The organism is Streptomyces sp. NPDC051180 (genome assembly GCF_040689545.1).
Taxonomy (GTDB): domain Bacteria; phylum Actinomycetota; class Actinomycetes; order Streptomycetales; family Streptomycetaceae; genus Streptomyces.
Genome location: NZ_JBFBBC010000003.1, coordinates 201,877 through 226,666 on the forward strand (window position 1 = coordinate 201,877; position 24,790 = coordinate 226,666).

Below are 24,790 nucleotides of genomic sequence, written 5' to 3' on the forward strand. Positions count from 1 at the left end.
GTGTGGCGCGCCTCACCTACCGATTGTTCGGTCGTGGAGGCATTTTGGCTACAGGCACCTCCAGCCTGTGGACAAACGGTTCTCCACAGCCTGGGATAGGAGCAGGTCGTCCACCGGAGAGAGGCGGGGGGACATGGCGGATGAACAAATGGCCGTCGGTCGGAGCGGTGCTCCGGCCGGCGCGACGGGCGACACGCCCGGCGAGGCGCTCGACGCCGCGCGCGGCGGGCCGCTCGACACCGAGGGCGAGGTGCCGGGCGAGGCCCTCAGCGCGCCCGTCGGCATGCCCACGGGCGTCCTGCCGGCCCGCCCGCTCGACGCGATCGACCGCGACATCCTGCGGTTGCTCCAGACGGATGGCCGCGCCTCGGTGCGCTCCGTCGCCGAGCGGGTGCACGTCTCCCGGGCCAACGCGTACGCGCGGATCAACCGGCTCATCGACGACGGGGTGATCCGCGGGTTCAGCGCCCGGGTCAACCACGAGCGGGCGGGCCACGGCGCCTCCGCCTACATCACGCTCAAGATCGTCCAGAACTCCTGGCGCACGGTCCGCGAGCAGCTCAGGGCCCTGCCGGGAGCCGCCCACATCGCACTGGTCAGCGGCGACTTCGACGTCCTGCTGCTCGTCCACACCCCGGACAACAGGACCCTGCGGGAGCTGGTGCTCACCCGGCTCCAGTCGATCCCCGAGGTGCTCTCCACCCGCACCCTGCTGGTCTTCGAGGAGACGGACCTCGACGCCGACCCCCGCGTCTGAGCGGCCCGGGGGGGCGGGTGGCACGGCGCGGGGTGCCGCGGTGACGCCCGCGCACTCCCCTGGCGTCAGGGCACGCCCGCACTCTCCCCGGGAGTCAGGGCACGCGGGCGTCCGGGCACGCGGGCGTCCGGGCCCGTCTCGGACGTCTTCGGCGGGTCTGCCGGCACACGGCCGCCGGGACCTCGCCGGCGAGCAGCCCGGCGCGCTCGCCGAGGGGCGCTGCCGGACCCTCAGCGGGCCGTCCGCAGCCCGTCGAAGGCCAGGTGCACCACGGTCTCGGCGAGCTGGTCGCGCTCCGCCAGGGCGTCCGGGTGCGGCCGGTACCACTCGACGAGCGAGTTGATCATGCCGAAGAGCAGCCGGGTGGCGAGCCGTATGTCCACGTCGGCCCGCAGGTCGCCCTCGGCGGACGCGGCCTTCAGCAGGTCGGCCACCCGGTGGTCGAACTCGCGCCGCCGCTCCATCGCCCACCGCTCGGTCGCGGTGTTGCCCCGCACCCGCAGCAGCAGCGTCACGTACGGCAGCTCCGCGATCAGCACCTCGACGGTCCTGCGCGTGACGTACTCGACCCGCTCCACGGCCCGGCCGCGCCCGGCGCCGGGCTCGTCGAGCACGGCGAAGAGGCCGTCGAGCGCGCGGCTGACCGCCCGGCGCAGCAGCTCCTCCTTGCCGGACACGTGGTGGTAGATCGACGACTTGGAGATCCCCGCCGCCTTGGACAGGTGCTCCATGGACGTGCCGTCGTAGCCGCGCTCGTTGAAGACCCGCACGGCGACCGAGAGCAGCGTCTCGGGCGTGTAGGTGTCGCGCTTGGGCGTGGTCATCGGGAGTCCTCCTCGTCGGGGGCCTCCTCGGACCGGCGGACGACGGCCTGGCTCGGCCCGTACCGGCCCGTCGGGTAGCGCTCGTGCAGCGCCCTGAGCAGGTCGTAGACCCGCCGCGGGCCCAGTTTCTCCGCCCACTCCAGGGGGCCCGCGGGATAGTTCACCCCGAGCCGCATCGCCGTGTCCACGTCGTCGGCGGTCGCGACGCCCCGGTCGACCGCGTCGGCCGCGAGGTCGGCGAGCATGGCGACCGTACGGGCCACGATCATGCCGGGCACGTCCCCGATGACGGAGACCTGCTTGCCCAGCGCCTGGAAGAGGCCCACGGCCTCGGCGAGGGTCGCGGGCGCGGTGCGGCGCCCGGTGGAGAGCACCATGCGGGTCGCGCGCGCGTAGTCGAGGGCGAGGTCGAAGTGGACGACCTCGCGGGGGTGGAACTCGAAGGAGCTCTCGCCGCCCGCGAGCATCAGGACGCCGCCGCCCGGCAGCACGAGGTGCCCCTCGCCCCGCTTGCGCCGGACCTTGATCCCGGCCTCCTCGAAGAGGCCCACGAGCGGCTCTGCGGGCCCCAGGTCGCCGCAGACGTCGATCCGGGCGGGGGCGGGGGCCGGCGGCGCCGTGTGCGGCGCGGGCCGTTCGGCGCCGTCCGCGTACGAGAACCAGCCGTGCCCGGACTTGCGGCCCAGGCGGCCCGACTCGACGAGGCGGCGCTGCGCGAGCGAGGGGGTGAACTTGGGGTCCTGGTAGAAGGACTCCCAGACCGAGCGGGTGACGGCCTCGTTCACGTCCTGGCCGATGAGGTCGGTGAGCTCGAAGGGGCCCATCCGGAAGCCGCCGCACTCGCGCAGGGCCGCGTCGATGGTGGCCGGGTCGGCGGCGCCCTCCTCGAAGACCCGCAGGGCCTCGGCGTAGAAGGGGCGGGCGACCCGGTTCACGATGAATCCGGGGGTGTCGGCGCAGCGCACGGGGGTCTTGCCCCAGCGCTTCATCGTCTCGTACGCGCGCGTGGCGACGTCGGGGTCGGTGGCGAAGCCGCTGACGACCTCGACGAGGGGCAGCAGGGGCGCCGGGTTGAAGAAGTGCAGTCCGACGAACCGGCCGGGCAGCCGGAGCCCCCCGGCGATGGCGGTCACGGAGAGGGAGGAGGTGTTGGTCGCGAGGACGGCGTCGTCGGCGACGACCTTCTCCAGGTCGGCGAAGAGCTGCTGCTTGACGGGGAGGTGCTCGACGATCGCCTCGACGACGAGGGCCGCGTCCGCGAGCTCCGCCGGTTCCGCCGCCGCGTGCAGCCGCCCGACGGCCGCCTCGCGCGCGTCGGCGTCCATGCGGCCCTTCTCGACGAGCCGGTCGAGGCGGGCGGTGAGGGCCGCGACGGCCTCCTCGGCCCGGCCGGGGGCGCTGTCGTAGAGGCGCACGGGGTGGCCCGCGACCAGGGCGACCTGGGCGATGCCCTGGCCCATGGTCCCGGTGCCGACGACGGCGACGGTGCGGTCCCGCCCCACGGCGTCCCCGGTCTGCCCGTCCCCTGCGGTCTCCGGGGCTGCCCCCGCGGCGGTCTCGCTGGCGGTCACGTCGTCGCTCCCCCTGACGGTCACGGTGGCGCTCATGGGAGTGATCCTCCCCGATGGGTTCTCCACAGGATCGACGGACTCCCTTGTCCCGACCGATCGTTCGGTTACTCTAACTCCGTACGCGTCTCCCTGCCCAGCTCGACGAGGAGTTGGTCCATCCATGGCCATCGCTCAGCTGACCACCGACCGTCTGGCCGAGAAGCACCGGTCCACGCTCGACCAGGCGCTCGACACCATCCGCACCCGCGCCTACTGGTCTCCGCACCCCGAGCACCCCAAGGCGTACGGCGCGGACGGCTCGCTCGACGCGGCGGCCGGCCTCGCCGCCTACCAGGCCCTGCTCGGCACCCGCTTCGAGCTCGACCAGCCCGGCACCGACGGCTGGACCGGCGCCGAGACCTCGCCGTACGGCCCGTCGCTCGGCATCGAGTACCCGCACGCCGACATCGACGTCCTGCTCCCCGCGATGCGCGCGGGCACGGGCGCCTGGCGCGACGCCGGGGCCGAGACCCGCGCCCTGGTCTGCCTGGAGATCCTCGCCCGGATCTCCGCCCGCACCCACGAGTTCGCCCACGCCGTCATGCACACCAGCGGCCAGGCGTTCATGATGGCGTTCCAGGCCGGCGGCCCGCACGCCCAGGACCGCGGCCTGGAGGCCGTGGCGTACGCGTACGCGGAGCAGACCCGCACCCCCGCGGGCCGGGCCGGCTGGTCCAAGCCGCAGGGCAAGCGCGACCCGCTGGAGCTGAGCAAGGAGTTCACCCCGGTCGGCCGCGGCGTGGCCCTGATGATCGGCTGCAACACCTTCCCCACGTGGAACGGCTACCCGGGCCTGTTCGCCTCGCTGGCCACCGGCAACCCGGTCCTGGTCAAGCCGCACCCGCGCGCGGTGCTGCCGCTCGCGCTGACCGTCCGCGTCGCCCGTGAGGTGCTCGCCGAGGCCGGCTTCGACCCGAACCTGGTGGCGCTCGCCGTCGAGCGTCCGGGCGAGGGCATCGCCAAGACGCTGGCCGTGCGTCCGGAGATCCGGATCATCGACTACACCGGCTCCACCGAGTTCGGCGACTGGCTGGAGACCCACGCCCGCCAGGCCCAGGTCTACACCGAGAAGGCCGGCGTCAACACGGTCGTGGTCGACTCCACGGACGACTACAAGGGGATGCTGTCCAACCTGGCGTTCTCGCTGTCGCTGTACAGCGGCCAGATGTGCACCACCCCGCAGAACCTGCTGATCCCGCGCGACGGCATCGCCACCGACCAGGGCCCCAAGGCGTACGACGAGGTCGTCGCCGACCTCGCCGCCGCGGTCGGCGGTCTGCTGGGCGACGACGCCCGGGCGAACGGCCTGCTGGGCGCCCTGGTCAACCCGGACGTGAAGGCCCGTCTGGAGGCCGCCGCCGGTCTCGGCGAGGTCGCCCTCGCCTCCCGCGAGGTGGTCAATCCGGAGTACCCCGACGCGGTGGTCCGCACGCCGGTGATCGTGAAGCTGGACGGCTCCAAGCCGGACGCGGAGGCCGCGTACTTCTCGGAGTGCTTCGGCCCGGTCTCCTTCGCCGTCTCGGTGGACTCCACCGCCGACGCCCTGGAGCTGCTGCGGCGCACGGTCCGCGAGAAGGGCGCGATGACGGTCGGCGCCTACACGACGTCGGCGGACACCGAGCGCGCGGTGGAGGAGGTCTGCCTGGAGGAGTCGGCACAGCTCTCGCTGAACCTCACGGGCGGGGTGTTCGTGAACCAGACGGCCGCCTTCTCCGACTTCCACGGCTCCGGCGGCAACCCGGCGGCGAACGCGGCGCTGTGCGACGGCGCCTTCGTCGCCAACCGCTTCCGGGTGGTGGAGGTCCGCCGCCAGGCATGACCGGAGGTGGTGCGGGGGCCCCGGGGTCCCCGCACCTCCCTCAGGGGGTCTCGATCTCCGCGTAGCGCTGCACCCACGCGTGCATGGCGATCGCGGCGGCGGCTCCCGCGTTGATCGACCGGGTCGAACCGAACTGGGCGATCGAGCAGACCATCTCCACGTGGGCGCGGGCCTCCTCGGTGAGCCCGGGCCCCTCCTGCCCGAAGAGCAGCACGCAGCGGCGCGGCAGCACGGTCCGCTCCAGCGGCACGGCGCCCGGCAGGTTGTCGATCCCGATGACGGGCAGGCCCTCGGCCGCGGCCCACGAGGTCAGCGACGCGGTGTCCTCGTGGTGCCGGACGTGCTGGTAGCGGTCGGTGACCATGGCGCCGCGACGGTTCCAGCGCCGTCGGCCCACGATGTGGACCTCCTTCGCCAGGAAGGCGTTCGCGGTCCGCACCACCGACCCGATGTTGAAGTCGTGGCCCCAGTTCTCCACGGCCACGTGGAAGTCGTGGCGCCGGGTGTCCAGGTCGGCGACGACCGCCTCCCGGGTCCAGTACCGGTAGCGGTCCACGACGTTGCGCCGGTCGCCGTCGGCGAGCAGCTCGGGGTCGTACCGCTCGCCCTCGGGCCACGGCCGCGGGTGCGGACCGACGCCGATCTCGGGGCCGAACCCCTCGTCGTACTGGGCCGGCTCGGCGGCCCCGGCGGGCTCGGCCGTGACCGGCTCGGTTCCGGGCTTCTGTTCGGTGGTGCTCACCCGACGAGGGTACGGGGACCGCGTTCCTCACCCGTACGGCGCTGCTCGGGCAGGGGCTCCGCGGGGGTCCGCTTCAGCAGCCGGTCCCGGCCTCGCGCGGCCCGGGCCCCGAGCGCCACCAGGAACGCCGTCGGCAGGAACACGGCGTCCGCGGAGATCATCGCGAGCGAGAAGACCGGCAGTCCCAGGAGCAGGGCGATGCCCGCGTGCTCCAGCATCATCGCGACCAGCAGGACGTTCTTCACCCTGCGGTTGAAGAGGGTGAACGGGAAGGCGACCTGGACGATCACGGTGCCGTACGACAGCAGCATCACCATGACGCCGCTGCTGCCGAGCAGCTCGGAGAGGGCCGGCCAGGGCGTGAAGTAGTCGAGGTTGAGCGGGTAGAACAGCGCGGTGCCGTCCTGCCAGCGCGAGCCCTGGATCTTGTACCAGCCGGCGGTGGCGTAGATCAGGCAGACCTCGACCATGATCACGACGAGGACGGCGTTGTGCGCGAGGTGGGCGAGGGCGTCGAGCAGGGTGCGCGGCTCTCCGGGCGCGTACCGGCAGACCACCCACCACAGCGCGTTGCCGAGCCACAGCACCCACAGCAGGACCAGCACCCACCACTCGCCGGTGACGTCGCCGAACCAGGTGGCGGCGAGGAGGAAGCCGCCGAGGACCGTCCACAGGAGCGGGCCGACGCGGTCGTCGGGCGCGGGCTCGCCCGCCCTGGCGGCACGGGCCTCGCGGGCCGCCCGGCGGGCGTCGAGGGACCAGACCTGGCTGCACCGGGTGAAGACGAGGTAGATCGCCATGAGGTGGAGGACGTTGTCGCCGCCGTCGCCCACGAAGACGGAGCGGTTCTGCAGCGACAGCACCCCGACCATGAAGACGACCGACACCGCACGGGTGCGCCAGCCCACGAGCAGCAGCAGGGCGGAGAGCGTGGCGAGTCCGTAGACCAGCTCGAACCAGAGCCGGTCGTCGGACCACATGAGGACGGTGAAGGCGTGGTTGCCGGAGAGCAGCCGGCGGGCCATCTCCCAGGACCAGGGCCCGTCCGGCCCGTACAGCTCGTGCCGGTGCGGCAGCTCGCGCAGCAGGAAGGCGAGCCAGGTCAGCGAGAAGCCGATCCGCACGATCGCGGACTGGTAGGGGCCGAGGGAGCGGCCGGTGACGGTCTGGACGGCGCGGGCGAGCCGCCGGTCGAGGGGTTCGCCGCTCCGCGCGCGGGGCGCGGGCGCCCGGCCGGCGGACGGGGACGCGGGGGCGTCGCCCCGCGGTCCCTCCGGCCCGTTCGCCTCTTCGGTCCTCGGCTCGTTCATCGGCCCGGTCCTCGGCCTGGTCCTCGGCTCGTTCATGGGCTCGTTCACCGGCTCGTTCATCGGCCCGCCTCCGTGCGGCTTCGGTCGGCTCCGGCGGGGCGGTCGGCGTCGGTCACCTTCCACCACGGCAGGTCGCGGTGGGAGGGGGTGGCGTCGTTCTTCTCGGTGCTCCAGCCGGGGGCGGCCACGGGGCGGGTGACGGTCCGCAGCTGGATGCGCCGCACGTCGGAGCCGTGCATGGACGGGTCGGCGTCCAGCCGGAGCATCGCGATCCGGCGCATGTACTGCTCCGAGAGGCGGCCGCGCAGCCCGTTGGGGCGGTTGTCGTCGCCGTGCGAGTTCCGGTAGAAGTCCAGGGCCCGGCGGAGCTCGTTCTGCTGCGAGTGGCTGGGCATGGGGTTGTAGCGGATCGCCGCGGTGTCCTGGGCGGTGAGGTCGATCCAGTCGGTGGTGCGCAGCTCGCCGCCGGTTCCGGCTATCTCGGCGCGCATCTCCACGGAGAGGTTCTGCTGGAGCGGGTTGGGCGCGAACAGCTTCCAGTTCTGTTCGAACTCGGGGTAGATCCACTCGTCCACGGCCTGGCCGTGCCGCTTCGTCAGCGTGTTGGACGGGGCCACGTGCAGGAAGACCATCGCCAGGTGGACACAGGCGAACACCCCGACGACGGCGAGCGCCACGGCGGCCACGACCTGGTAGGGCAGCGACAGGGCCATGATCCCGGTGCCGGCGGGCGCCCCCGCGGTCTCGGCGGGGGACGGCGTCCCCCCGGTCCGGACCCGGTCGTCGGCCACCCCGACCGCGTCCTCTTCCACGTGCGCGTCCATCCCGCCCCGACCCCCATCGGCCCACCTCGGTCATCCACAGGGTTGACACCATACGGGCCGCCGACTCACCATTGAAGTCATTCAACCGAACGATCGGTCGGTAGGGAGTCCGATGACCGCAGTGACGGCAGGGACGGCAGAGACCACGGGCGCGCCCGGCGGCTCGGACGCGGCCACGGCGCCGGAGCAGGCCGCCTACGAGGCCGTGTTCGACGCCGCTGTCGCCGCCGACGAGCGGATCGAGCCGCGCGACTGGATGCCCGAGGCGTACCGCGCCTCGCTCGTCCGGCAGATCGCGCAGCACGCCCACTCCGAGATCATCGGCATGCAGCCGGAGGCGAACTGGATCACCCGCGCGCCCTCGCTGCGCCGCAAGGCGATCCTCATGGCCAAGGTGCAGGACGAGGCCGGCCACGGCCTGTACTTGTACAGCGCGGCGGAGACCCTCGGCACCAGCCGCGACGAGCTGCTCGACAAGCTCCACTCGGGCCGCCAGAAGTATTCGTCGATCTTCAACTACCCCACGCTGACCTGGGCCGACGTCGGCGCCATCGGCTGGCTCGTGGACGGCGCCGCGATCACCAACCAGGTCCCCCTCTGCCGCTGCTCCTACGGGCCGTACGCCCGCGCGATGGTCCGCGTCTGCAAGGAGGAGTCCTTCCACCAGCGCCAGGGGTACGAGGCCCTCCTCGCCCTGTCGAACGGCACCGAGGCCCAGCACGCCATGGCGCAGGACGCGGTGGACCGCTGGTGGTGGCCCTCGCTGATGATGTTCGGCCCCCCGGACGACGAGTCGACCCACACCGCGCAGGCGATGGCCTGGAAGATCAAGCGCCACACCAACGACGAGCTGCGCCAGCGCTTCGTCGACATCGCGGTGCCGCAGGCCGAGGCGCTCGGACTCACCCTCCCCGACCCCGACCTCCGGTGGAACGAGGAGCGGGGGCACTACGACTTCGGACCGATCGACTGGACCGAGTTCTGGGACGTCCTCAAGGGGAACGGCCCCTGCAACGACCAGCGGCTGAGCAGGCGGCGCCAGGCCCACGAGGACGGCGCCTGGGTCAGGGAAGCAGCCGCGGTCTACGCGGAGAAGCACACCGGCACGCACGGAGAGGCACAGGCATGACGAGCGACGGTTGGCCGCTGTGGGAGGTGTTCGTGCGCTCCCGCCGCGGACTGTCCCACACCCACGCGGGCAGTCTCCACGCGCCCGACGCGGAGATGGCCCTGCGCAACGCCCGCGACCTGTACACCCGCCGCAGCGAGGGCGTGTCGATCTGGGTCGTGCCCTCCGCAGCCGTCACCGCCTCCTCGCCGGACGAGAAGGACCCCTTCTTCGAGCCGGCCGCGGACAAGCCCTACCGCCACCCGACGTTCTACGAGATCCCGGAGGGGGTGAAGCACCTGTGAGCACCCCGACCGCCGCGGAGGCCGCCGCGTTCACCGGCGCCGCCCTCGCCCTCGGCGACGACGCCCTCGTCCTCTCCCACAGGCTGGGGGAGTGGGCCGGCTCCGCCCCCGTGCTGGAGGAGGAGGTCGCCCTGGCCAACATCGCCCTCGACCTCCTCGGCCAGGCCCGCGTCCTGCTCTCCCTCGCCGGCGACGAGGACGAACTGGCCTACCTCCGCGAGGAGCGGGCCTTCCGCAACGCCCAGCTGGTCGAGCAGCCCAACGGCGACTTCGCCCACACCATCGCCCGGCAGCTGTACTTCTCCACCTACCAGCGCCTCCTCTACGGCCGGCTGGCCGCCGGCGACGGCCCCTTCGCCGGTCTCGCCGCGAAGGCCGTCAAGGAGGTCGCCTACCACCAGGACCACGCGGAGCACTGGACCCTGCGCCTGGGCGACGGCACCGCCGAGAGCCACGAGCGGATGCAGCGGGCCTGCGACGCCCTGTGGCGGTACACCGGCGAGCTCTTCCAGCCGGTCGACGGCCTCGACCTCGACCACGTGGCCATGGAGAGCGCCTGGCTGGCCTCGGTCACCGACGTCCTCGGCCGGGCCACGCTGACCGTCCCCGCCGGACCGCGTACCGGGGCCTGGGCCGCCGGAGCCGGCCGCCAGGGCCTGCACACCGAGTCCTTCGGGCGGATGATCGCCGAGATGCAGCACCTGCACCGCAGCCACCCGGGTGCGACATGGTGACGATGACCGCCCTGGAGGAGGAGCTGAGCCGGGTCGCCGGCGCCGTTCCCGACCCGGAGCTGCCCGTCCTCACCCTGGAGGAGCTCGGCGTCATGCGGGGCGTCCAGGTCACCGGCCCCGGCCGGGTCGAGGTCGCCCTCACCCCGACGTACACGGGGTGCCCCGCGATCGAGGCGATGTCCTCCGACATCGAGCGCGCGCTGCACGAGCACGGCGTCGCGGAGGTCTCCGTCGTCACCGTGCTCGCCCCGGCGTGGTCCACCGACGACATCAGCGAGGAGGGACGGCGCAAGCTCGCCGAGTTCGGCATCGCCCCGCCCCGCCCCCAGGGCCCCCCGGGCGGCCCGGTGCCGCTGGCCCTCGCCATCCGCTGCCCCCACTGCGGCTCCACCGAGACCGAGCTGCTCAGCCGCTTCTCCTCCACGGCGTGCAAGGCGCTGCGCCGCTGCACCGCCTGCCGTGAACCGTTCGACCACTTCAAGGAGTTGTAGATGGTGTCCTCGGGCTCCGGGCGGGCCGGGTTCCAGCCGCTCCGGGTGAGCGACGTCGAGCGGCTCACGGACGACTCCGTGGCGGTCACCTTCGCGGTCCCGCCCGAGCTCCACGACGCGTACCGCCACCTTCCCGGCCAGCACCTCGCCCTGCGCCGCACCGGCGAACAGGGCGAGGAGATCCGCCGGACGTACTCGATCTGCGCCCTCGCCGCCCCGGCCGGGGAACCGCCCGTCCTGCGCGTCGGCATCCGGCTCGTCGACGGCGGCTCGTTCTCGACGTACGCGCTCAAGGAACTGGCCGTCGGCGACGTCGTCGAGGTCATGGAACCGATGGGCCGCTTCACGCTCGCCCCGCGCCCGGGCCGCTTCGCGGCCGTCGTCGGCGGCAGCGGCATCACGCCGGTCCTCTCGATGGCCGCCACCCTGCTCGCCCGCGAGCCGGAGGCCCGGTTCTGCCTGATCCGCAGCGACCGGACCGCCTCGTCGACGATGTTCCTCGACGAGGTCGCCGACCTGAAGGACCGCTACCCCGACCGCTTCCAGCTGGTCACCGTCCTCTCCCGGGAGGAGCAGCAGGCGGGCCTGCCGTCCGGCCGTCTCGACCGCGAGCGGCTGGCCGGACTGCTGCCGGCGCTGCTGCCGGTCGGCGAGGTCGACGGCTGGTTCCTCTGCGGGCCCTTCGGACTGGTCCAGGGCGCCGAGCAGGCCCTGCGCGGGCTCGGGGTCGACCGCGGCCGGATCCACCAGGAGATCTTCCACGTCGACGACGGCTCGGCCCCCGCGCCGGCCCCCGCCGCCGACGCCCCCGCGCACGCGACGCTGACCGCGACCCTCCACGGCCGGTCCGGCACCTGGCCGGTCGACCGGGGCGAGACGCTCCTCGACACGGTGCTCCGCGCCCGCGCCGACGCGCCGTACGCCTGCAAGGGCGGGGTGTGCGGCACCTGCCGCGCCTTCCTCGTCGGCGGGGAGGTCCGGATGGACCGCAACTTCGCGCTGGAACCGGACGAGACCGACGCCGGCTACGTCCTGGCCTGCCAGTCCCACCCCGTCACCCCGGACGTGGAGCTGGACTTCGACCGCTGAGACCGGACCCCGCCGACGGCATCGACGCCGTCGGCGGGGATCCGACGTCGCGCCCTCCCGCAGCCTCGCTGGGCGGGCGCCGACGAAGTCCGGGCGACGCCATTCCCTTCCCCTAGAACCTGTTCTATCTTGACGACCCGTCAGGAACGTGCGAACAGCAGCGGGTACGGCAACGGGAGGGCAGGACAGTGGACTTCACCTTCACCGAGGAGCAGCAGGCGGCCGTCGAGGCGGCCAAGGCGGTCTTCGCGGACGTCGCACCCGACGCGGTGCCCAGCCCGGCCCTCACCCCGGGCGCCGTGGCCGACGACTTCGACCGGCCGCTCTGGGCGCGGCTCGCCGCCGCCGACCTGCTCGGCCTCGTGCTGGCCCCCGAGCACGGCGGCGCCGGCCTCGACGCCGTCGCGCTCTGCCTCGTACTGCGCGAGTCCGCCCGCGTCCTCGCCCGGGTCCCGCTCCTGGAGACCTGCGCCGTCGCCCTGACCGTCGAGCGGTACGCCGACCCGGCCACGGCCGCGGACCTCCTCCCCCGCGTGGGCAGCGGCGACGTCGTCCTCACCGCCGCCTCGCAGGGACGCACCGGTCACGACGCGGCCGAACTCGCCGTCACCGCACGCCCCGACGGCGCCGGCTGGCTGCTCGACGGCGTCCAGACCGCCGTCCCCTGGGCCCACGGCGCCGACATCGTCGCCGTCCCGGCGCACACCCCCGACGGGCGGACCGTACTCGCCCTGGTGCCCCGCGCCCACGAGGGACTCGGCCTCACGGACCAGTTCTCCACGAACGGCGAACTCCTCGCCGAACTAAGGCTCGACGCCGTCCGCCTCGACCGCGCCGACGTCGTCGACGCCGACGGAGCCTGGGAGGCGCTGAGGGACCTCCTCACCACCGGCACCTGCGCACTCGCCCTGGGCCTCGGCGAGGCCGTGCTCACCATGACGAGCCAGTACACCGGCAAGCGCGAGCAGTTCGGCCACCCGGTGGCCACCTTCCAGGCCGTCGCCGTCCAGGCCGCCGACCGCTACATCGACCTGCGCGCCATGGAGGCGACTCTCTGGCAGGCCGCCTGGCGCGTCTCGACCGGAGCGGCCGGTGCGCTCCCCGCCGCGGGGGACATCGCCGTCGCGAAGATCTGGGCGTCCGAAGGGGTACGGCGCGTCGTGCAGACCGCCCAGCACCTGCACGGAGGCTTCGGCGCCGACACCGACTACCCCCTGCACCGGTACCACGCCTGGGCCAAGCACCTGGAGCTCGCGCTCGGCCCCGCCGCCGCCCACGAGGAGGCACTGGGCGACCTGCTGGCCGCCCACCCCCTCGGCTGACACCCCGCGCGGCCGCGTCCCCCGTGCGTCAGGGGGCGGTGCGTCAGAGCACGAACGCCGGGCTGCCGCCCGCCGTCACCATCGGGCGGCCGGCACCGTCCCACGCCATCATCCCGCCGTCGACGTTCACCGCGTCGAAGCCCTGCTGCACCAGGTACTGGGTGACCTGGGCCGACCGGCCGCCGACCCGGCACATCACGTACGCCCGGCCACGCTCGGCCACGGCCTCCGTCACCTCACCGAAGCGGGCCACGAAGTCGCTCATGGGCACGTGCAGCGCGCCCTCGACGTGGCCGGCCTCCCACTCGTCGTTCTCCCGGACGTCCAGCACCAGGGCATCGGCCGGCACGGAAGCCGCGTCCACCGAGGGCAGCGGGGAGAAATTCATGGGAACGGCCTTCTCTCGTCAGTACCGCCCGAACGGCTCGGGCGCACGGAAAACCTACTCCACCAGCCCCGTCAGCTCGGCCTCCCGCTCGGAGACCTGCGCGAGCAGCTGCTCCGCGATCTCCTCCAGGAGCCGGTCCGGGTCCTCCGGCGCCATCCGCAGCATCGCGCCGATCGCGCTCTCCTCCAGCTCCCGCGCCAGCGCCGACAGCATGTCCTTGCGCTCCGCCAGCCACTCCAGGCGCGCGTACAGCTCCTCGCTCTCGCTGAGCCGCTCCTCGGCGGGGACCGGACCGGCCTCCCACTCGGCGGAGAGCTCGCGCAGCAGCGCCTCGTCGCCCCGCGCGTAGGCGGCGTTCACCCGGGTGATGAACTCCTCACGCCGCTTGCGCTCGTCCTCCTCACGGGCCAGGTCCGGGTGGGCCTTGCGCGCCAGCTCGCGGTAGAGCCGGCGGGCCTCCTCACCGGGCCGGACCCGCTTCGGCGACTGCACCGGCCGGTCCGTGAGCATCGCGGCGGCCTCGGCGGACAGGCCGTCGGAGTCGATCCAGTCGTGGAACAGCTCCTCCACGCCCGGCATCGGCAGGACGGCGGCACGCGCCTCCTGCGCCCGGCGCACGTCCTCCGGATCACCGGTGCGCGCCGCCTTGGCCTCGGCGATCTGCGCGTCGAGCTCGTCGAGCCGCGCGTACATCGGGCCGAGCCGCTGGTGGTGCAGCCGGGAGAAGTTCTCCACCTCGACCCGGAAGGTCTCCACCGCGATCTCGAACTCGATCAGCGCCTGTTCGGCCACCCGCACGGCCTGCTCCAGACGCGCCTCGGGCCGCTCGTCCCCGGGCCTCTCGTTCCCACCCTGGTCCACGCTCACGTCCACGCCCGCCCAGTCCTCGTTCCGCCTCGACCCACCCAGCCTACGGTCCTCCGGGGCCTCCCCGGCGCGCCGGTGTCAGACGCCCGTCTCCGCCGCCGTCCTGCCGGTGCGGATGGCGGTGAGGAGGTCGGCGTGGTCGGCCTCGGTGCGATCGGCGTAACCGACGGCGAAGTCGGCGAGCGCGGTGTCCAGCTCCTCGTTCTTGCCGCAGTAGCCGGCTATGAGGCGCGGGTCGGCGCTGTGCGCGTGGGCCCGGGCCAGGAGCGCGCCGGTCATGCGGCCGTAGTCGTCGAGCTGGTCGGGGGTGAGGGCGGCGGGATCGACGCTCCCCTTGCGGTTGCGGAACTGGCGCACCTGGAAGGGGCGCCCCTGGACGGTGGTCCAGCCGAGCAGGATGTCGCTGACGACCTGCATCCGCTTCTGGCCGAGGACGACGCGCCGTCCTTCGTGGCCGGGGTCCGCGACGGCGAAGCCGACGGCGGGAAGGTGGGGGAGGAGCGCCGAGGGACGGGCCTCCTTGACCTGGAGGACGAGCGGTTCGCCCCGGTGGTCGAGGAGCAGGACGACGTAGGAGCGGGTGCCGACGCTGCCGGTGCCGACGACGCGGAAGGCGACGTCGTGGACGGCGTAGCGCGCGAGGAGCGGCAGCCGGTCCTCGGAGACCGTCTCCAGGTAGGCGCCGAGGGAGAGGGCGACCGCGGCGGCCTCGGCGTCGGGGACCCGGCGGAGGACCGGGGGAGCGTCGACGAATCTGCGGCCGCCGCCCTCGGCGTCGGTCACGGCCTCCGTCGACCGGGCGGCGAAGCGGGCACTGGTGTTGTTGCGGGCCTTGGCGGAGACCCGCTCCAGGGTGCCGACGAGGTCGCGGGCGTCGGTGTGGGAGACGAGCTCCTCGTCGGCGATCGCGTTCCAGGCGTCGTGGGCGGGGAGCCGGGCGAGCAGGCGCATGGTGCGGCGGTAGGCGCCGGCGGTGTCGAAGGCGGCGGCCCGGCAGGTCGCCTCGTCGGCGCCGACCTCGCGGCCGGCGAGGACGAGGGAGGTGGCGAGCCGCTTGAGGTCCCATTCCCAGGGGCCGACGACGGTCTCGTCGAAGTCGTTGAGGTCCATGACGATCCGGCCGCTGGCATCGCCGTAGAGGCCGAAGTTGGCGGCGTGGGCGTCGCCGCACAGCTGGGCCGCTATGCCGGTGACCGGGGTCGTGGAGAGGTCGTGGGCCATCAGTCCGGCGGAGCCGCGCAGGAAGGCGAAGGGGCCGGCCGCCATCCTGCCGACGCGGATCGGCGCCAGTTCGGGGACGCGGCCGCGGTTGGACTCCTCGACGGCGCGGACGGCGTCGGGGCGGTCGGCGGCGAGCGCGGGCCCGGCGTGCGCGGAGCGGGGGATGCGCTCGCGCAGCTGCTTGCCCCGCTCCTTGGGTGAGGGAGCGCCGTCCGCGCCCGCGTCGAGGGCCGCGCGGCGCGCGAACCCCGGTACGTGGGGGACGCGGAGGCCGGCGGGCTCCCCGTCCGTGTCGCGCTGTCCCGGCATGACGGCCCGGTTCTCGGCCATGGGACGTCCTCCCCCGTTGCGGTGTTCCAACATCATCCGGCCCTGACCGTACAGCCGCTCCCGAGCAGCCGTCTCCCCCTGTGGACGACGCCCTGTGGACAACCCGCGCGGGCGGGCTCCCGGGGCGGGTTCCGCGGGCGCGATCAGACCGCGACGGCCTCCTCGACCTCCTCCTCGGCCTCCTCCCGGCGTCCCGCGGGGGCCGCCGGCGCCGCCGACGAGCCGTGCGCACCATGCGCTCCCCGCAGGGCGCCCGCGGACTTCCTGCGTGCCTCGGCGAGGCCCGCCGCGACGACGAGGGCGATGCCGGCGAGGAGCCAGAGGACGAGCGTGAGGACGTGGCCGCCGACCGCGTGGCCGCCGAAGTAGACGTGGCCGCGGACGCCTTCGACGAAGCCCGCGCCGTTCCAGAAGGCGTGCAGGGCGCCGAAGAACCCGGGCTGGAACTCGGGCCGGTAGATGCCGCCGGAGCTCGTGAAGTTGAGCATGACGAAGAGCACCATGACGCCGAGCGTCGTCCAGCGGCGCAGGAAGGTGTGCAGGCCGACGCCGACCAGCAGGATGCCCGCGGTGTACAGCCAGGAGATCGCCCAGACTCCGGCGAGGCCCCGGTCGACGAGGTGGAAGAGGGGCCCGGCGAAGACCGCGCCGATGAGGCTGACGACGAGGGAGGTCGCGGCGGCGAGGAGGACGCGGATCCGCAGGGCCAGGACGGCGCCGGCGCCGCCGATGACGGCGACCGAGGCGTACGCGCCGATGCTGAGGGCGACGAGCAGGAAGAAGATCCCCTGCCCGGTGGGGTCGCCGGAGGCGACGGGGGCGACGTCGGTGACCTTCAGCGGGGCGTCCTGGGCGGCGGCGACCTTGGTGAACACCTTCTCCACGGCCATGGCGCTGGTGTCGGACGAGGCGGAGGCGACGAGGAGTTCGGGCCTCTCGCCGGGCACGTAGGCGCCGAAACTGCCCTGCTCGCGCAGCGTGGCGACGGCGCTCGCCCGGTCGGGGACGGTACGGACGTCGAGGGCGCCCGCGCCCTTGTCCTGGAGGGTCTGGGCGAGGACCTGGGTGGTGGGTCCGGAGCCGACGACGTCGACGCGCAGGTCGTGGGGGGCGGGGGCGTGAAAGGCGCCGAGGTAGGCGAGGCCCATGCCGACGCACATCAGCAGGGGGGTGAGCAGATGCCCGAGGACGTGCCGCAATGCCCCGCCGGTGTTCGGTCCCGCTGACATCAGACCTCCATGGTTGGCTTTTACAACTAAAGAACCGTTGTACTATACAACCGAAAGGGACGGTGGGCGAACGGCTCCCCGCCACGGCAGAGGGAGCCCACCATGACCGGCGGCGACGCAGAGCCGGCCCGCGAGGCGTCCGTGGACGTCATCCAGCGCGAACTCACGGCCTTCGCACGGCGGGCACGCGCGGCGGCCGCCCGGGTCCACCCCGAACTCCCGCTCGTCTCGTACACGCTGCTCGCCCACATCGACGAACAGCGCGGCTGCCGCGCCACCGACCTCGCGACCCACTACCTGCTGGACAAGTCGACGGTCAGCCGCCAGGTCGCCGGCCTGGAGAAGCTCGGTCTGGTCGAACGGCGCCCGGCCCCCGACGACCACCGCGTCCACGTCCTGCACCCGACCCGGGCGGGCTCCGAGATCCTCGCCTCGGCCCGGAACAGCCGCCACGCCGCCTACCAGGAGCGCCTCAAGGACTGGTCCGCCGAGGACCTCGCGCACTTCGCCGCGTACCTGCTGCGCTACAACGCCGCCGGCACCGACGGCGACCAAGCCCACCCGGCATGACCGGCAAGGCCCCCTAGGGCCTGTCGTCACATTCCCCTCTGCCCCGCGACGCCTGGCACGCGCTCTCGCCGCACCGGGCGAAAGCGCGAGTACGCCCCGTACGAGCACTTCCACCCGGCACACCGAGAGCACGCACCAGACGCCGCAGGGCCGCCCTTCGGGCAACGAGGGGATTGTGACGACAGGCCCTAGAGCCCCGCGTCCCGCGCCAGCAGCGCCGCCTGGACCCGGTTCTCGCACTGGAGCTTGGCCAGGATCCGGCTCACGTACGTCTTCACCGTGGCCTCGCTCATGTGCAGCCGCCTGCCCGCGTCCGCGTTGGACAGCCCTTCCCCGAGCAGCGCGAGCACCTCGCGCTCCTTCTCGCTCAGCGCGGCCACCCGCCCTCGCGCCTCCTCGGCCCGGGTCGCCTCACGACCGGAGGCGAGCCGCTCCACCACGTGCCGGGTGGCCGCCGGTGACAGGTACGCATCGCCCGCCGCGGCCGCCCGCACGGCCCCGATGAGCTCGGCCGGCGCGGTGTCCTTGAGGAGGAAGCCGGCGCCCCCGTGCTCCAGCGCCCGCAGGACGTTCTCCCGCTCGCCGAAGGTCGTCAGGACGATCACCCGGGCCGCCGGCGCCGCCCTGCGCAGCTCCGGCAGCGCCGAGAGGCCGTCGAGCACGGGCATCTGGATGTCGAGCAGGACCACGTCGGCGGCGTGCGCCCGGGCCGCCTCGACGGCCTCCCGGCCGTTGGCCGCCTCCCCGACGACCGTGATCTCCGGGTCCGAGGTGAGGATCATGCGGATCCCGGCCCTGATCAGCGGCTCGTCGTCGGCGATCACGACTCTGATGGGCTGCCCTGACACAGCTACTCCCCCACGGCTCCGGTACGGGCGGACCGGCGCTACCGCGCCTTGACCTCGTACGCCTTCTTCTCGATCAGCTTGCCGTCCTTGAAGCAGAACCGGAAAACCGGCTCCTTGTCGGGGATCTCGCCCAGCTCCGAGGACATCAGCACCAGGCAGTCGGAACCGGCAGGCTCCTCGGGCCCCTCCTTGCCCAGGCCGACGGTGGCGATCGTGTCGCCGGAGGGCAGTCGGTCGCGGACCTCCTGCTCGGACATCCCGACCTCCACCGCCTCGTACTGCTTGGGCTCGATCATCCCCTCCTGCAGGGAGCCCATCAGGAAGTAGATGCCGAAGCCCGCCGCCACCACGAGCAGGACGAGCGCGGCGAACGCTATCCCGCAGCCCAGCGCGATCGCACCGCCCGTGCTGCTGCCCGTGCTCTTTCCCCCGCGTACCGCCATGGCCAACTCCCGCTCCGTGTACGTCCAGTCGGCCGGTCCGACCACGACCGGACGACCTTCGCCCACCAGCGGTTTCGTGGTCTGCTGCCGGAAGTCGTCGGCCGCGTCGACCAAAGGCGCGGCGTCCGCGACCGGCGCGGCGCCGTACGGCAGCATCCCGGCCACCCGGAACCCGCCGCCGTCGGCGGGCCCCGCATGGCACATGCCGCCCACGAGCCGGGCCCGTTCGACGAGTCCGGCCAGCCCCTGACCGCCGCTCACCGCGTCCGTCGCCGGCCCGCCCGCCGGAGGCTCGTTGAGGATCTCCACGACGAACGTGTCCGGCTCGTAGCGGAGTTCGACGCCGATCGGCGCTCCTGGCGCGTGCTTGTAGGCGTTGGTCAGGGCCTCCTGCACGATCCGGTACGCCGCGTGGTCGGCGGCCGGGGCCAGCGACCGCGTCTCCCCCAGCCGTCGCATCCCGACCGCGGTGCCGGCCCCCCGCGCGGCCTCCACGAGCCCCTCGATGCCCGCGATCCCCCGCGCGGCCCTGCCCGTCTCGTCACCGGCCAGGGCCGGCGCCACGGGAGCGCCGTGCGCGGCCTCGACGCCGTCGCGGAGTATCCCGACGACCTCCCGCAGTTCGTGCATGGCGGTCACCGACGCGTTCCGCAGGACGCCGACCACCTCGCGCTGCCGCTCGCCCAGGTCCCGGTCGACCTCCAGGGCGCCGGTGTGCACCGCGATGAGCGCCAGCTGGTGCCCGAGGCTGTCGTGCATGTCCTGGGCGATCCGCTGCCGCTCCCGCTGCCGGGCCTGCCAGGCCACCATCGTCCGCTCGCGCAGCAGTTGCGCGTTGCGCTCCTGGAGCGCGTGCAGCAGGGTCCGCCGCTGGGTCCAGTAGCGGTGCGCGAGACCGGGGGCCAGGGTGGTGCCCAGGTAGTAGAGGGTCGCGACGAAGACGACGACGAGGATCCGCTGCCGGTCCCACGACTCCACGAGCGTGCCGCCCACGTTCAGGACGAAGGCGGCGAGGTACGCGGCCAGCGCCTGACCCGCGCCCGCGATGTACCGCCCGGAGGACCAGCCGATCACCAGCAGCACCGGCCCCAGGCCGGGCGCGAACGGCGTCAGCCCGGCCGCCAGGACGAGCGTGCTCGCCGGCAGCCGTCTCCGGACCAGCGACAGCACGGCGGCACCCGCGGCGACCGCGGCCAGCCGCCACCCCTCGCCGCCCAGGATCTCCTCGCTCCCGGCGGCGAGCACCCCCATGACCAGGGCGAGCGCGACCTCACCGGTGGTCCGGCGCCCCGACCACTGCCCGGGCAGCGCGAACCAGGCCCATGAGGCCGAGACCGTTCTCCTGAGGCCGCGCATGCTCCGGGCCCCCGACTTCGACATAGCGTCCACGCTCGCACCCTAGGCAGCGCCCCGGCCCCCGGAGTCCCCCTTTCGTCGCGACCCCCGACGACGAAGGTCGCGACGGCTGCGCACGGCACCGCGCACGAGGGACGCCGGAACCTCACACCGCCCCGACCGGCCTCGCACGGACGGCGCAAGGCGAAGGTGTCTCACACCGACAGGTCGGAGACCCTCGCCAGGGTGACGATGTCGACCTCGGGCTCCGCCACGGTGGTGGCCAGGGCCGCCACGCTTCCGTGACCGAGCGACAGATCGGTGAGGTGGATGGGCTCCTCGGGCCAGCCGTCCGGCGCCCCGTCGACCCGGACGACCGGGCCGTCGACCGACAGCGCGGAGAAGGGCACCTGGAGCAGGCCGTGGCCGGTCAGCTTGACCGTCGCCTCCTTGCGCGCCCAGACACGGAAAAGCGCGGTCCGCAGGGTGTCCCCGTCGAGCCCGTCGAGACTCCGCTGCTCGCTCTCCGAGGCGAGGACGCGGACCATCTCCTCGATCTCGATGGTGCGGCTGCCCAGTTCCACGTCCAGCCCGACCCTGGTGCCGGTCGAGGCGGCGATCACCACGAGGTCGCCGGTGTGCGAGACGGAGAAGTCCAGTTCGGGCGCAGCCGTGAAGTGCGGCTTCCCGTGGTCGCCGTCCCCGCAGTGGGCGCAGGCCCGGCTGATCCCGACCTCGGCGGCGGGCACTCCCAGATGGCGCGCGCCCAGGGCCCGCTGCACCGCGCGGGACGTGACGAACGTCCTCCGCACCTGCTCACGGCCCAGCTCGTCGGCGCGGGACAGCTCCGCCGGAGTCAACAGGCCCCGGGCCTCCGCCTCGGCCGACCGGGCTTCCAGGACCCACATCCGAACGATCATGCGGACACCCTATTTGCTGCCCGCCGCACGCCTCCCGCGCCGGACGTGTGCCACCTCACATCCGCAACGGCCCTGGCCACGGCCGCAGTCGGGACACAAAAGCGAGACGGTCGGCATCGTGATCACGATGCCGACCGTCTCTCTGGTGCGCGAGGGGGGAGTTGAACCCCCACGCCCTTTCGGGCACTGGAACCTGAATCCAGCGCGTCTGCCTATTCCGCCACCCGCGCATTGGGTGTGCTCCGGACTCTCTCACTTTTCGGTGGGAGCGCCTGGCGACATCTGAAGATTAGCACGCCGGAGACCGTGGATTCACATCCGTTGTTTCGGCCCCGCTCCCGGAGAACAAGGTGAGGGGAGGCGCGGACGTGGACGATGCCGGGAGCGGGGAAGGAGGGGTACGGGGAGGCAGGCGGGGGAGGAGGAAGCGGGAAGGGATCGAGGAGCGGAAGGGCGGGAGGAACGGGACGGAGCACCACGGCTTCCGGACCGCGACCCCGGTCCCACAGCCGGGTGCGGGACACTGTCCACAGGCCGCCTCTACGATCCGTGGGGAAAGCCTGTGAGAGGTGACACTCGTCCACAGGGCAGAGAAGGGGAACCAGCCGATTTCCCGACGCGTGGATACGATCAGTAAGCAGTACCAGGACGACAACGACGGAGGAGGTGCCCCATGGGAGTCATGAAGCGATTCGAGCAGCGACTCGAAGGTCTGGTGAACGGCACCTTCGCCAAGGTCTTCAAGTCCGAGGTCCAGCCTGTCGAGATCGCCGGCGCGCTCCAGCGCGAGTGCGACAACAACGCGCAGATCTGGAACCGCGAGCGGACCGTCGTCCCCAACGACTTCATCGTGGAGCTGAGCACGCCCGACTACGAGCGTCTCAGCCCCTACTCGGGCCAGCTCGGCGACGAGCTCGCCGGCCTGGTCAGGGACTACGCGAAGCAGCAGCGGTACACCTTCATGGGCCCGATCAAGGTCCACCTGGAGAAGGCCGACGACCTCGACACCGGTCTGTACCGGGTCCGCAGCCGCACGCTCGCGTCGAGTACGTCACAGCCCCAGCCGCCCGCGGCGGGACAGCAGCAGGGCCAGGCGCAGGGTCGCGGCGGTTACGGGTACCCCCCGGCCGGCGCTCCGCCCATGCCCGCCTCCCCGCCCCCCGGCGCTCCCGGCCACCGGCCGACCGCGCCCGGCGGACGTCCCGCGGGAGGCCCGGTGCCCGGCACCGGCGCGCCCGTGCGACGCTGGATCGAGATCAACGGCAACCGCCACCAGATCTCGCGCCCGACTCTGGTCCTCGGCCGCAGCACCGACGCGGACGTGAGGATCGACGATCCCGGCGTCTCCCGCCGGCACTGCGAGATCCGGACCGGAACGCCCTCGACGATCCAGGATCTCGGATCCACCAACGGCATCGTGGTGGACGGGCAGCACACCACCCGCGCTACGCTCCGCGACGGCTCGCGGATCGTCGTGGGCAGCACCACCATCGTTTACCGGCAAGCCGAAGGGTGAAGCGGGGGCAATGTCAGAGCTGACCCTGACGGTCATGCGGTTGGGTTTCCTGGCCGTTCTGTGGCTGTTCGTCATCGTGGCCGTCCAGGTCATCCGCAGCGACCTCTTCGGTACGCGGGTCACCCAGCGCGGTTCGCGGCGCCAGGAGGCGCGGCCCCAGCAGGCCGCCGCCCGCCAGGCCGCCGCGCCGCCGCAGCAGCGCGGCCAGCAGAGCACGGGCGGGCGCCAGCGCCGCGGCGCCCCGACCAAGCTGGTCGTGTCCGAGGGCACCCTCACCGGCACGACCGTCGCCCTCCAGGGGCAGACGATCACGCTGGGCCGGGCGCACGACTCGACGATCGTGCTGGACGACGACTACGCCTCCAGCCGGCACGCCAGGATCTATCCGGACCGGGACGGCCAGTGGATCGTCGAGGATCTCGGGTCCACGAACGGCACCTACCTCGACCGGACCCGCCTCACGACCGCCACGCCGATTCCGCTGGGCGCGCCGATCCGCATCGGCAAGACCGTCATCGAGCTGCGGAAGTAGTGCTACATCATGAATAGGCGCGAGCGGAGCGAGCGAGCCGGGACGGTCCCCGCCACAGGCCGTGCCGCGCTCCCGACCGGAGCGACTGAAGCGACCGGAGCGACCGGAGGGTGGGCAGTGTGGGTCGAGACCGGCTGTACCCCGATGCAGCGGCGACAGGGCAGGTGCGCATGAGTCTGTCCCTGCGATTCGCCGCGGGCTCGCACAAGGGCATGATCCGCGAGGGCAACGAGGACTCCGGTTACGCCGGCCCCCGCCTGCTCGCCATCGCCGACGGCATGGGCGGACAGGCGGCCGGCGAGGTCGCCTCGTCCGAGGTGATCTCGACCCTCGTCACGCTCGACGACGACGTCCCCGGCTCCGACATCCTCACCTCGCTCGGTACGGCGGTGCAGCGCGCCAACGACCAGCTCCGGATGATGGTCGAGGAGGACCCGCAGCTGGAGGGCATGGGCACCACGCTCACCGCCCTGCTGTGGACGGGCCAGCGGCTCGGCCTCGTGCACGTCGGCGACTCCCGCGCCTACCTGCTCCGCGACGGCGTCCTCACCCAGATCACCCAGGACCACACCTGGGTCCAGCGCCTCGTCGACGAGGGCCGGATCACCGAGGAAGAGGCCACCACCCACCCGCAGCGCTCGCTCCTCATGCGCGCGCTCGGCAGCGGCGACCACGTCGAACCAGACCTCTCCATCCGCGAGGTCCGGGCCGGCGACCGCTACCTGATCTGCTCCGACGGTCTGTCCGGCGTGGTCTCGCACCAGACCCTCGAGGACACCCTCGCCAGCTACCAGGGCCCGCAGGAGACCGTGCAGGAGCTGATCCAGCTCGCACTGCGCGGCGGCGGCCCGGACAACATCACGGTGATCGTCGCCGACGTCCTCGACGTCGACGGCGGCGACACCCTCGCCGGCCACGTCAGCGACACCCCGGTCATCGTGGGCGCCGTCGCCGAGAACCAGGCCGCCCAGCTCAACGACGGCGGGGCCATGCAGACCCCGGCCGGCCGCGCCTCCGGACTCGGCCGCACCGCGCCCCACCACCAGCCCCCGGCCGGCGGCTTCGGCCCGCCCGGCAGCGGCGAGGACCACGGATACGGCGGGATGCCGCCCCAGGGCTCCTTCGAGTCGTACGCGGACGAGGACTTCGAGAAGCCGCGTACCGGCCGCAAGTGGCTGAAGCGCTCCTTCTTCCTCGTCCTGATCCTCGCGCTCCTCGGCGGCGGTGTGTACGGCGGCTGGCGCTGGACCCAGACCCAGTACTTCGTGGGCTCCAAGGACCAGCACGTCGCCCTCTACCAGGGCATCAGCCAGGACCTGGCGTGGATCTCGCTGTCCAAGGTCGAGAAGGACCACCCCGAGATCGAACTCAAGTACCTCCCCGCCTACCAGCGGAAGCAGGTCGAGGACACGATCGCGGGCGGCAGCCTCGGCAAGGCCGAGACGAAGATCTCCGAGCTGTCCGTGCAGGCTTCGGCGTGCAAGAAGACCGAGCAGCGCCGCGAGGCCGCCGAGAAGGCCGCTCCGCCGGCCCAGAAGCCCGGCGGCACCGCCACCCCCGACTCCAAGCCCACCACAGCCGCTCCGACCCCGGGTCCCACCCTCACCGCGGAGGAGCAGAAGCTGGCCTCGAACTGCGGCAAGCAGTAACCACCCG

The 24,790-nt window shown here is 73.1% G+C and carries 24 protein-coding genes and 1 tRNA gene; 12 read left to right on the plus strand and 13 right to left on the minus strand.

Features of this window, described 5'->3' with window-relative positions; translation table 11 throughout:
• Positions 1-283 precede the first annotated feature (283 nt).
• Entirely contained in the window at positions 284-757 is a 474-nt protein-coding gene (locus AB0424_RS07640; protein WP_366303372.1) for an Lrp/AsnC family transcriptional regulator, read from the plus strand.
• 230 nt (positions 758-987) lie between these two features.
• On the opposite strand, the gene AB0424_RS07645 is transcribed toward AB0424_RS07640, so the two are convergent.
• Both AB0424_RS07645 and AB0424_RS07650 read right to left on the minus strand, forming a co-directional pair.
• A complete protein-coding gene (locus AB0424_RS07645; protein WP_366302935.1) occupies positions 988-1,581 on the minus strand; it encodes a TetR/AcrR family transcriptional regulator in 594 nt (197 codons plus the stop codon).
• Positions 1,578-3,188 carry a 3-hydroxyacyl-CoA dehydrogenase gene (locus AB0424_RS07650; protein ID WP_366302937.1) on the minus strand — a complete coding sequence of 537 codons (1,611 nt, stop codon included), beginning with the start codon at positions 3,186-3,188 and terminating at the stop codon, positions 1,578-1,580. Before AB0424_RS07650 ends, AB0424_RS07645 begins: the two co-directional genes overlap by 4 nt.
• Positions 3,189-3,312: 124 nt before the next feature.
• Between AB0424_RS07650 and paaN the strand changes: the two genes are divergently transcribed.
• On the plus strand, positions 3,313-5,010 hold the full coding sequence (gene paaN / locus AB0424_RS07655; RefSeq protein ID WP_366302939.1) for a phenylacetic acid degradation protein PaaN: 1,698 nt from the start codon (positions 3,313-3,315) through the stop codon (positions 5,008-5,010).
• Positions 5,011-5,050: 40 nt separating this feature from the next.
• Here the strand turns inward: paaN and AB0424_RS07660 are convergent, their stop codons facing one another.
• From AB0424_RS07660 to AB0424_RS07670, 3 genes are read right to left on the minus strand one after another with little or no spacing between them, the layout of a single operon-like run.
• The gene (locus AB0424_RS07660) at positions 5,051-5,752 is read right to left on the minus strand and encodes a TrmH family RNA methyltransferase (protein WP_366302941.1); all 702 of its coding nucleotides are present in this window, start codon (positions 5,750-5,752) and stop codon (positions 5,051-5,053) included.
• Positions 5,749-7,062 carry an HTTM domain-containing protein gene (locus AB0424_RS07665; protein ID WP_366303374.1) on the minus strand — a complete coding sequence of 438 codons (1,314 nt, stop codon included), beginning with the start codon at positions 7,060-7,062 and terminating at the stop codon, positions 5,749-5,751. The genes AB0424_RS07660 and AB0424_RS07665 overlap by 4 nt, the downstream gene beginning before the upstream one ends.
• Positions 7,063-7,118: 56 nt before the next feature.
• On the minus strand, positions 7,119-7,886 hold the full coding sequence (locus AB0424_RS07670; RefSeq protein ID WP_366302943.1) for a DUF5819 family protein: 768 nt from the start codon (positions 7,884-7,886) through the stop codon (positions 7,119-7,121).
• Positions 7,887-7,998: 112 nt separating this feature from the next.
• Between AB0424_RS07670 and paaA the strand changes: the two genes are divergently transcribed.
• The 6 genes from paaA to AB0424_RS07700 all read left to right on the plus strand — a co-directional run bounded on the left by paaA (position 7,999) and on the right by AB0424_RS07700 (position 12,935).
• A complete protein-coding gene (gene paaA, locus AB0424_RS07675) occupies positions 7,999-9,015 on the plus strand; it encodes a 1,2-phenylacetyl-CoA epoxidase subunit PaaA (protein ID WP_366302945.1) in 1,017 nt (338 codons plus the stop codon).
• Positions 9,012-9,299, plus strand: coding sequence for a 1,2-phenylacetyl-CoA epoxidase subunit PaaB (paaB, locus tag AB0424_RS07680; protein WP_366302946.1), 288 nt, complete (start codon positions 9,012-9,014; stop codon positions 9,297-9,299). Before paaA ends, paaB begins: the two co-directional genes overlap by 4 nt.
• The gene (gene paaC / locus AB0424_RS07685; RefSeq protein WP_366302948.1) at positions 9,296-10,033 is read left to right on the plus strand and encodes a 1,2-phenylacetyl-CoA epoxidase subunit PaaC; all 738 of its coding nucleotides are present in this window, start codon (positions 9,296-9,298) and stop codon (positions 10,031-10,033) included. Before paaB ends, paaC begins: the two co-directional genes overlap by 4 nt.
• Positions 10,027-10,524 (plus strand): 1,2-phenylacetyl-CoA epoxidase subunit PaaD, encoded by a 498-nt coding sequence (gene paaD, locus AB0424_RS07690; protein ID WP_366302950.1) that lies wholly within the window; start codon positions 10,027-10,029, stop codon positions 10,522-10,524. The genes paaC and paaD overlap by 7 nt, the downstream gene beginning before the upstream one ends.
• Positions 10,525-11,613, plus strand: coding sequence for a 2Fe-2S iron-sulfur cluster-binding protein (locus AB0424_RS07695; protein WP_366302952.1), 1,089 nt, complete (start codon positions 10,525-10,527; stop codon positions 11,611-11,613). It begins immediately after the preceding gene.
• 188 nt (positions 11,614-11,801) lie between these two features.
• Positions 11,802-12,935, plus strand: a complete 1,134-nt coding sequence (locus tag AB0424_RS07700) for an acyl-CoA dehydrogenase family protein (RefSeq protein WP_366302954.1) — start codon at positions 11,802-11,804, stop codon at positions 12,933-12,935.
• 43 nt (positions 12,936-12,978) lie between these two features.
• On the opposite strand, the gene AB0424_RS07705 is transcribed toward AB0424_RS07700, so the two are convergent.
• The 4 genes from AB0424_RS07705 to AB0424_RS07720 all read right to left on the minus strand — a co-directional run bounded on the left by AB0424_RS07705 (position 12,979) and on the right by AB0424_RS07720 (position 16,970).
• Positions 12,979-13,323 (minus strand): rhodanese-like domain-containing protein, encoded by a 345-nt coding sequence (locus AB0424_RS07705; RefSeq protein ID WP_366302956.1) that lies wholly within the window; start codon positions 13,321-13,323, stop codon positions 12,979-12,981.
• A gap of 54 nt (positions 13,324-13,377) precedes the next feature.
• The gene (locus AB0424_RS07710; RefSeq protein WP_366302958.1) at positions 13,378-14,196 is read right to left on the minus strand and encodes a hypothetical protein; all 819 of its coding nucleotides are present in this window, start codon (positions 14,194-14,196) and stop codon (positions 13,378-13,380) included.
• Positions 14,197-14,268: 72 nt separating this feature from the next.
• The gene (locus AB0424_RS07715; RefSeq protein ID WP_366302960.1) at positions 14,269-15,741 is read right to left on the minus strand and encodes a DUF2252 domain-containing protein; all 1,473 of its coding nucleotides are present in this window, start codon (positions 15,739-15,741) and stop codon (positions 14,269-14,271) included.
• Between the two features lie 143 nt (positions 15,742-15,884).
• On the minus strand, positions 15,885-16,970 hold the full coding sequence (locus tag AB0424_RS07720; RefSeq protein WP_366302962.1) for a hypothetical protein: 1,086 nt from the start codon (positions 16,968-16,970) through the stop codon (positions 15,885-15,887).
• A gap of 102 nt (positions 16,971-17,072) precedes the next feature.
• On the opposite strand from AB0424_RS07720, the gene AB0424_RS07725 reads away from it, so the two are divergent.
• The gene (locus AB0424_RS07725) at positions 17,073-17,540 is read left to right on the plus strand and encodes a MarR family transcriptional regulator (RefSeq protein WP_366302964.1); all 468 of its coding nucleotides are present in this window, start codon (positions 17,073-17,075) and stop codon (positions 17,538-17,540) included.
• Positions 17,541-17,728: 188 nt separating this feature from the next.
• Here the strand turns inward: AB0424_RS07725 and AB0424_RS07730 are convergent, their stop codons facing one another.
• From AB0424_RS07730 to AB0424_RS07745, 4 genes are all read right to left on the minus strand, one after another.
• Positions 17,729-18,388, minus strand: a complete 660-nt coding sequence (locus AB0424_RS07730) for a response regulator transcription factor (protein WP_366302966.1) — start codon at positions 18,386-18,388, stop codon at positions 17,729-17,731.
• 38 nt (positions 18,389-18,426) lie between these two features.
• Positions 18,427-20,211 carry a histidine kinase gene (locus AB0424_RS07735; RefSeq protein ID WP_366303376.1) on the minus strand — a complete coding sequence of 595 codons (1,785 nt, stop codon included), beginning with the start codon at positions 20,209-20,211 and terminating at the stop codon, positions 18,427-18,429.
• Between the two features lie 170 nt (positions 20,212-20,381).
• Positions 20,382-21,086, minus strand: a complete 705-nt coding sequence (locus AB0424_RS07740) for a 4'-phosphopantetheinyl transferase superfamily protein (RefSeq protein ID WP_366302968.1) — start codon at positions 21,084-21,086, stop codon at positions 20,382-20,384.
• 143 nt (positions 21,087-21,229) lie between these two features.
• Positions 21,230-21,316: transfer RNA gene (locus AB0424_RS07745), tRNA-Leu, on the minus strand.
• A 443-nt stretch (positions 21,317-21,759) separates the two neighbouring features.
• Here AB0424_RS07745 and AB0424_RS07750 point away from each other — a divergent pair.
• From AB0424_RS07750 to AB0424_RS07760, 3 genes are all read left to right on the plus strand, one after another.
• Positions 21,760-22,602, plus strand: a complete 843-nt coding sequence (locus AB0424_RS07750) for a DUF3662 and FHA domain-containing protein (RefSeq protein WP_366302969.1) — start codon at positions 21,760-21,762, stop codon at positions 22,600-22,602.
• A 10-nt stretch (positions 22,603-22,612) separates the two neighbouring features.
• Positions 22,613-23,134, plus strand: a complete 522-nt coding sequence (locus AB0424_RS07755) for an FHA domain-containing protein (protein ID WP_366302971.1) — start codon at positions 22,613-22,615, stop codon at positions 23,132-23,134.
• Positions 23,135-23,304: 170 nt separating this feature from the next.
• Positions 23,305-24,783 (plus strand): Stp1/IreP family PP2C-type Ser/Thr phosphatase, encoded by a 1,479-nt coding sequence (locus tag AB0424_RS07760; protein WP_366302972.1) that lies wholly within the window; start codon positions 23,305-23,307, stop codon positions 24,781-24,783.
• The last annotated feature ends 7 nt before the right edge of the window (positions 24,784-24,790 follow it).